Source organism: Flavobacterium nitratireducens, assembly GCF_029625335.1.
GTDB lineage: Bacteria > Bacteroidota > Bacteroidia > Flavobacteriales > Flavobacteriaceae > Flavobacterium > Flavobacterium nitratireducens.
Genome location: NZ_CP121111.1, coordinates 2224998 through 2237647, shown reverse-complemented (window position 1 = coordinate 2237647; position 12650 = coordinate 2224998). Strand labels below are relative to the sequence as shown.

Below are 12650 nucleotides of genomic sequence, written 5' to 3'. Positions count from 1 at the left end.
TCATAGAAAATACTATATTTGCGATGCTTTGGGGGATTAGCTTATTTGGCTAGGCGTCCCGATAGTAATCGGGAAGACGACCATACAAAACAATTGGGGGTTTAGCTAATTTGGCTAGAGCGTCCCGATAGTAATCGGGAAGACGACCATACAAAACAATTGGGGGATTAGCTCATTTGGCTAGAGCGCTACGCTGGCAGCGTAGAGGCGACCGGTTCGAATCCGGTATTCTCCACAAAAAAAAGCCTGTAAACATTAAATTTACAGGCTTTTACTTTTATATTTTTTTGAAATTACTTTCCAACACAATCCACAGTTGAAAATTTATATTTTACATTTTCATAATCAATAGGTTCTCCTTTTACAAAATAGGTAGCTCCCATTGAAGTTTCCAATTTCCCGTTTCCTAAAACTAACAAACTATCTTTTTTCAAGAAAGCCATTGGATTTTTATAGGTCACTTTTTCATTTCCTTCATCAATATAGGTATAGCTAACTAATAAGGTATCACCATGATATTCACCATAAATTTCCCCTATTTTTTTAGGATTGGCATAAATTTTCATCACTAAATCCCCGGATATTTTTCCACTTTTTAAAGTATTCACTTTCAAATCAACAGTGTCATTTTCATACATTGCCTTATAGCACGTACTACTTACGATTTCTTCTGCTTTTTCTTTAGCAGCATTAGCATCTTTTTCACTTTGATTATTTTTACAACTTTCAAAACTTATGCAGGCAAATAACAAACAAAACAAGGCAGGAATTCTCATATCAGTATTTTTTGATTAATAATTTGTAATAGCTAATTTACAAACAAACCCGGTTTATTATCCTATTTTCCAAGCTATATTTTTTAAAAATTAATCATTACTTCCTTTTCATTCCAATTCTAACAACAAAACCGATTGTGCCTCAATGTTAAATTCACTTTTTAAATCTACCGTTTTTCCGGACAAAACATCTTTACCCAATTTGAAATCTTTTATATTTTCCTGAAACCGTTTTGGTTCAATAACAGCTGAATTCAATCCATTATTTACAATCACCATAACGGTTTTTTTATCGGTAGATCTGAAATAAACATAGACATTATTTTCCGGTAAATAATGAGTCATTTTTCCAAAATGTACCGCTTCATTGGTTTTTCGCCATTGGAATAATTTGGATGTAAAATCAAAAAATTGTTGTTGTTCAACAGTTCTACCATTTTTTGTAAAAGCATTATTGCTGTCGCCTTGCCAGCCTCCCGGAAAATCCAAACGAATAGCTCCATCACCTTCATTTTTATTACCTGCCATTCCAATTTCAGAACCATAATACAACTGCGGAATCCCTCTAACAGTAGCCAGAATACTCATAGCCATTTGGTATTTCTTGAAATCATTTTTGTAAAGTTCGTTAAATCGTTGCGTATCATGATTTTCAATAAAAGTCATAATGTTATTCGTATTAGGATACAAAAAATCATTGGTGAAATTATCGTAAACTTTAATAAGTCCTTTATCCCAACTTGTTTGATTTTCATCAAATGCAGTTGCTAAAGCATTCATCAGTGTAAAATCCATGACACTTGGTAAATGGGAATTATAATTTTGAATAGCAGCCACTTTACTGTCCTTTTGCCAATAGGCCATTTGTGCCTGATCTTGCATCCATACTTCGCCTACGATATTAAAATTAGGATATTCATCGGTAATGGCTTTTGTCCATTTAGAAATTCCTTCTTTATCATTATAGGAATATGTATCTACACGAAATCCATCTAAATCGGTATATTCAATCCACCAAATGGCATTTTGAATCAAATAATTTAGTACCAATGAATTCGACTGGTTCAGGTCGGGCATGGATTGTACAAACCAGCCGTCCATACACATTTTTGCATCAATTTTAGAAGCATTCGGATCAAATTGGGTTGTCATTCGATAATTGGTTTGCGCATATCCAGGGAACTGATGAATCCAATCATAGGTTGGTAAATCCTTCATCATCCAGTGTGCCGCTCCCCAATGATTGGTCACATAATCCATAATGAGTTTCATGTTCCTTTTATGCAATTCGGCAGCCAATTTCAGATAATCTTCGTTTGTTCCATAGCGTGGATCAATTCGATACACATCGGATTGTCCGTATCCATGATAAGAACCCTGAGCATCATTATCTTCGCAAAGCGGTGTTGACCAGAGTGTAGTAGCTCCTAATTCCTGTATGTAATCCAAATTTTGAATAATCCCTTCGATATCGCCTCCATGCCTTCCGGACGGATTGTTTCTGTCCGCTTTTTCAGCCAGTGCTTTTTGACTGTCGTTTTTTGGATTTCCATTGGCAAAACGATCAGGCATTAGCAAATAAATCATATCCGAAGCATCGTAACTTTTGCGTGAAGCGGAATTTTCTCTTCGCTGCTTTAAAGCATACTTTTTAGTGAAAACTACTTTTTTATTTTTCGAAAAAGAAAATAATAATTCTTGTGCAGCAAGATCTTTGGTGTCGATTGTTACAAAAAGATAATTGGGATTCTCTGTTTTTTCAACTGATTTAATACTTACCGCATCAGAAACCGAAACTTCATTTTCAGCTATATTTTTGCCATAAAATACAATTTGAAGTTCGGGATTTTTCATGCCGGCGTACCAAAATGGAGGCTCTACTCGTTGAATTTGCCCTATACTTTTTAAAGAAATAAAACAACAAAACAGGAAGCTCCATTTAAAAAATGCCTTTATTTTTCTTATTGGATTCATATCACTTATTCAAAAACTGAAAAATTTAATTGGTCTTAAAATTCCAAACCTGACCTATAGTCTCCCCTCCTTTGTTATCCTTAACCACTACTTTCCAGTAATAATTGGTAGCTGCTTGTAAAGTAGAACTTGTCCAAGAAGTGCTTGTACTATTACTTGCCACCTTTATAGTTGGTATAGCTGTTGTTCCAAAATAAACATCATAAACCAGCACGTCACTAGTATCAACATCGGACGCAGTCCATTTAAGAGTTACAGTAGTTGTGTTTACAAAAGAGTTAAGTTCAGGCTGCACCATTTGAGGTAAAAATGGAGCATGGTTAGCCACGGCTTCTGCCTCGGTATAAAAACTATAGGTAGCCGAATAATTACTTGAAGCATTCTTGCTGTCAGTTGCTTTTACTCTCCAATAATAAGCTGTTCCTTTATTCAAAGTCAGACTTTGAAAATTCGAAGTTCCTTCGGCAGTTTTCACAATTTGGGTGAACTGATTATCAGTAGCAATTTGAATTTGATAGGTAATTGGATTTTTCTCCGCATCCGTTGCAGCATTCCATTCAAAATTAAGATTGTTAGTAATACACAATTGATTATCCGCTGGCGTAACTAATGTAGGTACTGTTGGGGCGGTGTTTTTGGCTTCTTCGTTAGGCGATGAATCTCCACCACCACAAGAAATCAACAAGCAGGAAGCTATTACAATAATATAAATATTCTTTCTCATGTTATTCTTTTATAATAGTTATACTTACAGGATTTTCTACTTCAACTTTGGCGATATAAACTGCCGAAGCCAATTTCCCTAAATTCATTTGCACCATTTGATTTACTACTGGATAACTTTTATTAGAAATTAATTGTCCACCAATGGAATACAAAGCAATGTTGACTTCATTTTTAGAAGTAGGAACTGCAATGGTCAAAACCTCCTGAACCGGATTAGGATAAGCTAGCACATTACCCAAATTATCTGCAATGTTTTGTGTATAGATTCCCTCGCATGGAACTGCTGTTTTTACAACTAAAACATCTCCTTTTTGAACCTCAACTGAAAAAATAGATTCGTTAGTTTCAAATTGAGTAACCCCATTCAACTCCACCTGATAAGGCGCTGTTCCTTCGGCTATTTCTATTGCCAATTTATTCGAAGAAAGGGTCGATTTTCCAACTAAAGTTCCACCAGCATTAATGGTTATTGTAAAACATTGTTCGAATGTTTTTCCTGTAATACTAATACAAACTGGGTAAGTTCCGGGAGCCAAATCAGAAACCGTCAAATTATTATTTACAAAATTGTAATTAGTTCCATTGATGTTGGCAACATAATTATAAGATTGAAGCGCAGTGATACTAATTTGCCCATTTTTTTTATTGGCACAAGTTTCTGATTTAGCCTCAACCGTAAAATTATCCGAAGGCAAAACAAAAGGAACAGTAGCAGCAAATGCGGGTTTGTTACCATAAATTCTAAATTGACCCGCCGGAATAGCAATAGTAGCATTCACATTGGTTACATTAAATGTTGAATTATCCATCAAATTGTACCATTCGCCTGAATAAGGAAATCCGGTAGCCACATTTTGGGTAGTCACATCAAAATTGCTCAAAATTACCACATCTTTCAGACTGTTAGCAGGCAAAGCAGCATCGGAAATTTTTATATTCTTAGTTAATGAACTGGTATTACTTATAGTTGCTGTACCTAAAAAAACCGGTTCTTCGGTTTTAAGCTTAATCATTTTCGCCCAATCCGAATAAATTTTAGAGCGATTGTCATTGGCTAACCAATTATTTGTCCATTGTGGTTGAGGCTTGGTAGCCAATTTACAATCGCCAGAAGTAACATCCGAATCTGAATTCACAGTTCCATCATTACAGGTAAAAATGGAATTTTCAGAACCTAATTCCCCAAAATGCCAAATCATTTTTGGTCCCGGAACCAATAAAGAAACTGCTCCAATAGCCGACATTCTAGATAAAGCTGTATTTAAGTTTTTGACATTATGAGTAGCATTGGTATTATTACCAAATTGCAGATTTTTATACATCAGGCGTTCTTCGTCATGACTTTCTGCATATCCTATCAAGCGGTTTTTACTAAAACCTCTGCTACTGCTGTTCATTCGGGCAATATTTGAGGCATACCCCATTGACAATTGGTTGTACTCATTAGTCATTTTCCCCCATAACATAATTCCTTTGCTTGGTGTTTCTTCAATTCTGTAGTTTGCCCATTGTTGCTCTTCTTGATCGGTTCCAAGATGTTCGAAAATAGTATAATGTGTTGGGTCTAAACTCCAGGAATAATCGGCATAGGATTTTAAAACTGCTACTCGATCGGCTCTATACGCATTGGTACAGGCTTCATCATTTGCGGTACATTCCTGTGTAAAACCTTTGGTTAAATCCCAACGAAAGCCATCAATTTTATACTCTTCAATCCAATGTTTAATTACGCGATGAACATAATATTGGGTTCTGGATTGTTGATGGTTAAAGTCTTCGCCAACACTGTATGAATGTTTTGCCACCGTATTAAAATAAGGGTTTTCAGTTGAAGGACTTCCCCAACCATCGCCATCAGCATCATTCATCCACATGCGTACCATTGGATTTCGACCAAAAGCATGATTCAAAGCGACATCCAAAATTACTGCAATACCGTTTTGATGGCATTTATCAATGAGTTCTTTTAATTTTTCGGATGTTCCATAAAATTTGTCCAAAGCCAAGTGGAAAGAAGTGTTGTAACCCCAACTTTCATTGCCTTCAAATTCCATTACCGGCATTAAATAAATCGCGTTTATTTTCAGGTTTTTGAAATAATCAATTTTGTCAATTAAACTTTGATAGTTTCTTTTAGCATCAAAATCTCTTACCAAAACTTCATAAACTACCAGTTTTTCTTTATCCGGTTTTACAAAATTAGTGGTCGCAGCACTCCATGAGTAAGGGGTTTGCCCCGTTTGTAAAACAGTGACTTCACGTTCCTGCCCTGTTGGGTAAGACGGTAAGTCAGGATAGGATGCAGCCGGAATTGCAGGATCATCAAAAGGCGATAAAACCAGAGTAGAGTAGGGGTCGGCTGTTTTGACCAAACTTGGAGAACCCGCCAAAGGCGTTTGATCCACCACCCAATATTGATAAGTATAATTAGTTCCTGCTGTTAGTCCTGTTAGTTCTAACCAAAATTTAGTAGATCCTGCCGTAGCATCTTTTTTCATAGCATAAGCTGCAGTAGGTTGCCAATTGTTAAAACTTCCTGCTACATATACAAAATCTTTTAACGGCGCATCTAATACCAAAGTAGCTTTAGTAGCATCATTCGGATTATAATTGATTCCATCTACTAAACCAGCTGGAATCGTTTCAGAAACAACAGTTGGACTCACAACAGCAGTGAACTTTTTAACAATAGTAGTTGTTCCTTGAGTTACTTCTAATTCATAATTTTGATTACCTGTAATATTGGTATGATTAAAAGCATAACTAGCTGTAGCCGCATCAGTATTGATAGAAACCCCATTGGATTTCAAATTGTAATTCGCAACACCATTGGTATTTGATGCTGTTATATTCAGACTCCCTCCAGAGGCTAAAATAGTAGTACTGTTTTGAGCTGGCGTATTCAATGTAACTTGAAAAGAACCAACTTCAGTCAAAATATTTTGTGATTTTTTGTCGCCAGTTCCGTCTTTAGCTTTAATCAAAAAACCAAACCTCCCTAACCCAACTCGATTAAAAAATGTACTAGGAACAAAAGTCATAGTATAAGTATCCGATGCTGAATCGTAAGTAAAACGATTTGCTTCGTTAGAACTCGCCCAAGTTCCATTGGTTGGACAATCACTTTCATTCGTATCATTGATATCATAGGACCATGCCCACATATACAGAGCATTCCCTGTTACTCCCCAGGTTGCCTCATTAATGCTAGACCCATTAACAGTAATTGTTATTGAAGTGGCTTCTTCAAAAGTAGCGGGAGCAATGGTATGAGTAACTGTTTGTTGTTGTCCAAAAACAATACACCCCCATAAAAGAATCCCTAAAAGTAAAATTTTTCTCATCCTATTTGAATTTATAAAAAATTAATGAAAAAAAGGGTTGCCATAGAGACAACCCTTTTCTTAAAACTATCACTAAATTAGTTTTTAGTGATTGTGTATTTGTAGTTTCTTGGTGAACTCAAGTCAAGAGTAATAGTATAGTTTCCAGCTGCGGCAACTTTAATATTATCACCACCGTATTCTAAACTTCCATTTGCACCTGTATCACCCATGTTTACATCCCAATTGTTATTGGCTCTAAATTTCATTTCTTTACCACCAACTAAAGCTGCAGTAATTTTCCAAACTTTAGCTGCAGGATCATAAGTCATAGCAGTACTATTATCCCATGAACCAGAAGTAGCATCTCCAACAATTCCCCATGAAGTTGCAGTGGTTTTGTAAGTTAACTTCTCTGTATCAACCTCTATTCTGTAATATCCAGCGGCAGTCATTTTCAAGTTAGCACCTTTTGGATCTAAAGTTCCAGCAGTAGCACCTGCACCAAATTCACCTTTCCACTCTGGGAAGCTTGTAAATTTAAATTCACCAGCACCAGCAAAATTAACATACCCTTCAAAATCAACTTTTCCAAATCCTGAAGCAGATAATTGTGGAGAAGAAGCTGGATCCCAATCTTTTGGATATCCTGAAGCTTCTGCATAACCGCCTGGAACCCACAATTTAGGATTTTCAGTAGTGTATGGAGTTAAAACAATTCCAATCACATTAGAATACATTGGAGCCATATTACCAGTTACAGCACTAACTCTTGCTTCAAATTCAGCAGGGGCAAAAGGAGTCGCTTTTAATGCTAATGCAGCCTTATTCATAGTCTCTACAGTCACAGAAACCTGATTTTCAGAAACAACAGATCCTATTACTTGAGGAGTTTTGAATTCATTCCCTTTTTTATCAATCTCTACAGAGTATGTTATCTGAACATCCCCAGAAAAGTTAGCAGATTTCCATGTAAAACGTTCAGCTTGAGCTGTAGCATTTTCAGGTTTTAAAACATAGGCTGCACCTGAGGTTGGAGCAGTCAACACAGGAGAATCAACTCCTTCAATTACAGGTCTATCTTGTACATCTTCAACGTTACATGATATAGCTAACATTGCAAACAATGCAATTAATGATCTTTTTATATTTTTCATTGTATCGGTTTTTTTTAATTAGTATCCAGGGTTTTGTTTCAATTTGTTGTTAGCAACTAAAGCTGTTGCTGGAATAGGGAATAAATCTCTGAAAGATTGTGTTGGAGAGCCTCCAGCTACATTACCTTTCCAAGGCCATAAGTAAGAACCACCCGTAAATTTACCGAAACGAATTAAATCAGTTCTACGGTGTCCCTCCCAGTGTAATTCTTTTGCTCTTTCGTCAAGGATAAAATCTAAAGTAAGATCTCCTGCAGAAATAGTTGTTGTTTGAGCACGAGTTCTTAGCGCATTAACATAACCTACTGCAGTAGCCACATTACCACCAGCACCTCTAGCAACACATTCGGCATACATTAGATAAGCATCAGCTAAACGAAAGATAGGGAAATCCGTATCAGCAAAATTTCCAGATTTATCAGATCCTTGAACACCTGCTTTTGTAACATTTCTGAATTTTTGAATAGCATAACCATCTGAAAAGCTTCCCACATTTTTAATCTCTTTTGATTGACCTTGTGTAAAGAAGTTTCCACGTACATCAGTTGAACCCGTAGGGAATTTATCAACAAATGCAGAAGTAGTTCTAATACCGGCCCAACCTCCGTTGATACCAAATTCTGAAGCTTTCATATCACCACCAACTGGAGCGTGAACCAAGAATGTTGTTCCACCATAAGTTTGAGTATTAAGACCATCAAAAGCAACAGCAAAAATAAACTCATTTTGAGCTCCATTTGAATTGTTATCAGCTAAGAACAAATCTTTATAATTGTTATGAATAGCATACCCAGAAGTTATTACTTTGTTAATTAATGGTAATGCACCTACATAATTATCAGTTCCAGTATACACTTTTGCATTCATATACAATTTAGCTTGCAACATCCAAGCTGCAGCCTGATCTACTCTATACAACTCATTAGTTTTTGGAGTCTTTAATTCTGGCGTCAAAGCAGTCAACTCATCGTCAATGAACTTATAAATCTCCGCTCTTGAAGCGTATTCAGGATAATAGAATGTACTTGGAGATGTTTCCGTTACAATTGAACCACCACCAAAAGTATCAACTAAGTGCCAGTATGTCAACGCTCTTAAGAAACGTGCTTCAGCTCTGTAGGTTTTAATTTCTGCTAGAGTTGCAGCATCTAGTCCTTTTCCATTTAACTTTTCATCTGTCGTTTGTCTTAAAAACTCATTACAGTTAACAATCTGAAAAGAGAAACGAGCAAAAGTAGCAGCAATAAATGTATCTAAAGAAGTCCATGTTTGATAGTGAAAATCTTTGATTGTTCCGTCATTCCATGCAATAATTGCTTCATCTGTGGTAAGCTCTTGCATCATCCAAAAACCTCTAATATATTGGCTAGCACCTTCATCTATTCCTGAAATATCAGGAGAACCAGCAGGCCCTGATTGACCTGAAGTAGCAAAACCAGCATACAACTTAGCTAAGAATTGTTTATAGGAAGCTGGATCTTTAAAAAATTCATCTCCAGGAACAGCAGCAGTATTTTCTGGAGCTTGGTCCAAATCATTGGTACACGATGGGAATAACATCACCAACAGTAACAAAGAAATACCCAATAATTTAATGTGTGTCTTTTTCATTTTTCTTGTTATTTGCATTAGAAATTAACGTTTAAACCTAACGTGAAAGTTATTGGTCTCGGGTATAAATTATTGTCAATACCTCCAGAAATTTCTGGATCAAGTCCTTTATAGTCCGTAATTAAGAATACGTTTTGAGCAGCAAAAGTTAATTTTACTAAAGAATTTGAATCTGGTTTTTGATTAAAAGTATATCCAATACTAACATTGTCCAATCTCAAGAAAGAAGCGTCTTGAATGTAGTAATCAGACTCATATCGTTTCGTATCTTGAGTTGTAAATCCAGTTTCTAAAATATTTTGAACGCCGTTCGACAAATCCGTATCTCTAATCAAAATGTTTTGGAATGAACCATTATTAGAATCTACGTTATTGTAATTGAAATTACCCCATGATCCTCTGAAAGCAGCCGCAAAATCCCAATTTTTATAAGTAACTGCCGTGTTAAACCCGTAGAATACATCAGCTGCTGGTTTGTGGAAACGGTACTTGTCTTGTTCATTTACGATTCCATCTTTATTTCTGTCAATATACACCCCGTCTAAAGGCTTTCCATCTGCTCCATAAGCTTGCTCATATACATAGAATGAACTTGGAGCATATCCTACTTGGTGATTTTGAATCGTATTTCCTGTACCTCCTGCATAACCTCCAACATTAATACCTGGAGTATTATCTTGAGCAGTAGTTAATGCTGTAATTTTAGAATTTTGGAAAGTAATATTTCCTCCAATACTCCACTCTAAGTTATCGGTTTTAACTGGAATTACATCTCCAGAAATCTCGATACCTTGATTTCTAATAGTACCAATGTTATAATTATCAGCATTTGAAAATCCAAAGAAAGGTGGATTAGCAGTAAACAACAACAAGTCTTTAGTATCTCTTTGATACACATCTACAGTACCTTTGATTCTGTTATTTAAGAATCCAAAATCGATACCTGCATTTATTGTTGTAGTTTCTTCCCATTTCAAATTACTATTGTATGGTTGTGGTCTATAAGTATTGTAATAGATATTACCAAACTGATATTTAGCTTGTGAATTTGAAACCAAATACAATGGAATTGATGGATATTGAACCCCTATATCTTGTTGTCCAGTAACTCCCCAACCCGCTCTTAATTTAAGAGTAGAAACACTCTCCACATCTTTTAAGAAATTCTCATCATTAATTTTCCAAGCCACTGCTACAGCTGGGAAGTTACCCCAACGATTCTCTTCAGTAAATCTTGAAGTACCATCTCTTCTAAATGAAGCTGTAATTAAATACTTGTCAGCAATTGTAAAATTAGCTCTAGCAAAAAATGATTGCAAATTAACTCTTGTTGCATTTGGAACACCTGGATTTACTTGATTGTTTTCAAAAACAAAGGAAGTACCATCATTAAAATCTCTAAAATCTTGATAGGTATAACCACCAGTTACATCTAGTTGTGTATCGATGGCATCAATTTTCTTGTTGTAATTCAAAAACAAATCCATCAACTTGTTGTTTCTGGTACCAGTATTTTCATACGTATTGTTAAATCCTGAACCAGGCAAACCAAATAAATAATCCGAATTAGTATTACCGAAAGATCTACCACTCAATTCATCAATACCAAAATTAGCAACCGCTTTCAATTCTGGCAAAAAGTGTAATTTATAATCAAATTGAATATTACCAATACTTCTAAAAGAAGAACCATAATTATTTTGTTGATTGATTAAGGATAATGGATTTCTACCTGCCAATTGATTGAATTGTGTTGGATTTGTCATCCACTGAAAGTAAGTTCCATCAGCATTCTTAATCGATTGCGTAGGATCAAATTGTATAGCAGCTCCAATTGCACCTCTATTACTATAATTGTTTTTCAAGTAAGAGGTATTACTATTGATTTGTACTTTTAAATGTTTGTCAAAGAAATCTCCAACTAATGTAGCAGAAAGTGTAGTTCTTTGTAAATTATCTCTTAACAAGATACCATCTAAATTAGCATATCCAACAGAAGCTCTGTAAGTAATGTTATCAGAACCACCACTTACAGCAATGTTATGATCTGTACCTAAAGCCGTTCTGTAAATCTCTTTTTGCCAATCAGTATTTGCAGCACCTAACAAAGCTTGTTGTTCTGTAGTACCATTAGCAGTAACGAAATTTCTAAATTGATTTGCAGTTAACACGTCAACTGTTTTGGTAACTTCAGAAACTTGAAAATTCCCATTATAGCTTACTTGTAAATCCCCTGCTTTACCTTTTTTGGTAGTAATGATGATTACCCCGTTTGATGCTCTTGAACCATAAATAGCGGTTGCCGATGCATCTTTTAAAACAGTGATAGATTCAATGTTATTCTGGTTAATAGTCGTTAATGGATTTCTACCACCGTTAATTCCTCCTGCTGCTACTGGAACTCCATCAATAACATACAAAGGATCATTATTAGCATTTAAAGAAGATCCACTTCTAATTCTAATAGTTGCGCCCTCACCAGGAGAACCACCACCATTTACAATTTGTAAACCGGCTACTTTACCTTGTATCATCTGATCTGCAGAAGTAACAGGCCCTTTGTTAAAGTCTTTAGTTCCCAATACGGTTACGGCTCCTGTGGCATCTTTTTTCTTAACAGTACCATAACCTACCTGAACTACAACCTCTTTTAACTGATTGGAATCCTCTGTAAGTGTAATTTGAAGTTTCTGTCCGTTTGGAGTAACTTCTTTTGAGCGATAGCCGATAAAAGATACGACTATTATAGGAGATTTTACCGTTGATACCGGTAAAATAAACGCTCCATTTAGATCGGTAATGGTACCAATATTGGTACCTTTGATTCCCACACTTGCTCCAATTAGGGGGTCTCCTTTTTGATCTATGACAGTGCCCGAGACATTTTTAACGGTAGTTTGGGCAACTACACTTGGCATAATAAATAGGATGCTGCATAACATTAGAATGCAATACATACTTTTTTTCATTTTTACCATGATTTTGGTTTTTTGGTTATTTATAAATGTTTCTAACAAAATCTGAACATATAGTAATCTATGGTGTTTAATTACTATTTCGATTTCGATAATGTAAAATTAATA

Annotated in this window: 7 protein-coding genes and 1 tRNA gene; 1 reads left to right on the top strand and 7 read right to left on the bottom strand. The window is 35.6% G+C overall.

Annotated features, from left to right (window positions below; all coding sequences use genetic code 11):
- Nucleotides 1–161 precede the first annotated feature (161 nt).
- Nucleotides 162–235, top strand: a tRNA-Ala gene (locus P5P90_RS10535).
- Nucleotides 236–293: 58 nt separating this feature from the next.
- Here the strand turns inward: P5P90_RS10535 and P5P90_RS10530 are convergent.
- From P5P90_RS10530 to P5P90_RS10500, 7 genes are all read right to left on the bottom strand, one after another.
- Complete coding sequence (locus P5P90_RS10530) at nucleotides 294–776, bottom strand: hypothetical protein (protein WP_278034648.1); 483 nt, start codon at nucleotides 774–776, stop codon at nucleotides 294–296.
- Nucleotides 777–884: 108 nt separating this feature from the next.
- Nucleotides 885–2750, bottom strand: a complete 1866-nt coding sequence (locus tag P5P90_RS10525; protein ID WP_278034647.1) for a glycoside hydrolase family 13 protein — start codon at nucleotides 2748–2750, stop codon at nucleotides 885–887.
- Between the two features lie 25 nt (nucleotides 2751–2775).
- Nucleotides 2776–3474: a glycoside hydrolase family 78 protein gene (locus tag P5P90_RS10520; RefSeq protein ID WP_278034646.1), complete on the bottom strand. Its 699-nt coding sequence runs from the start codon at nucleotides 3472–3474 to the stop codon at nucleotides 2776–2778.
- 1 nt (nucleotide 3475) lies between these two features.
- Complete coding sequence (locus P5P90_RS10515; protein WP_278034645.1) at nucleotides 3476–6820, bottom strand: alpha-amylase family glycosyl hydrolase; 3345 nt, start codon at nucleotides 6818–6820, stop codon at nucleotides 3476–3478.
- A 77-nt stretch (nucleotides 6821–6897) separates the two neighbouring features.
- Nucleotides 6898–7956 (bottom strand): SusE domain-containing protein, encoded by a 1059-nt coding sequence (locus P5P90_RS10510; protein ID WP_278034644.1) that lies wholly within the window; start codon nucleotides 7954–7956, stop codon nucleotides 6898–6900.
- A gap of 18 nt (nucleotides 7957–7974) precedes the next feature.
- A complete protein-coding gene (locus P5P90_RS10505) occupies nucleotides 7975–9567 on the bottom strand; it encodes a RagB/SusD family nutrient uptake outer membrane protein (RefSeq protein WP_278034643.1) in 1593 nt (530 codons plus the stop codon).
- Nucleotides 9568–9584: 17 nt separating this feature from the next.
- The gene (locus P5P90_RS10500) at nucleotides 9585–12536 is read right to left on the bottom strand and encodes a SusC/RagA family TonB-linked outer membrane protein (protein ID WP_278034642.1); all 2952 of its coding nucleotides are present in this window, start codon (nucleotides 12534–12536) and stop codon (nucleotides 9585–9587) included.
- Between the last annotated feature and the right edge of the window lie 114 nt (nucleotides 12537–12650).

Bases quoted from the DNA above. Each gene is read 5' to 3' on its own strand.
- P5P90_RS10530 (WP_278034648.1), bottom strand. From the start codon at position 776: ATGAGAATTCCTGCCTTGTTTTGTTTGTTATTTGCCTGCATAAGTTTT.
- P5P90_RS10525 (WP_278034647.1), bottom strand. From the start codon at position 2,750: ATGAATCCAATAAGAAAAATAAAGGCATTTTTTAAATGGAGCTTCCTG.
- P5P90_RS10520 (WP_278034646.1), bottom strand. From the start codon at position 3,474: ATGAGAAAGAATATTTATATTATTGTAATAGCTTCCTGCTTGTTGATT.
- P5P90_RS10515 (WP_278034645.1), bottom strand. From the start codon at position 6,820: ATGAGAAAAATTTTACTTTTAGGGATTCTTTTATGGGGGTGTATTGTT.
- P5P90_RS10510 (WP_278034644.1), bottom strand. From the start codon at position 7,956: ATGAAAAATATAAAAAGATCATTAATTGCATTGTTTGCAATGTTAGCT.
- P5P90_RS10505 (WP_278034643.1), bottom strand. From the start codon at position 9,567: ATGAAAAAGACACACATTAAATTATTGGGTATTTCTTTGTTACTGTTG.
- P5P90_RS10500 (WP_278034642.1), bottom strand. From the start codon at position 12,536: ATGAAAAAAAGTATGTATTGCATTCTAATGTTATGCAGCATCCTATTT.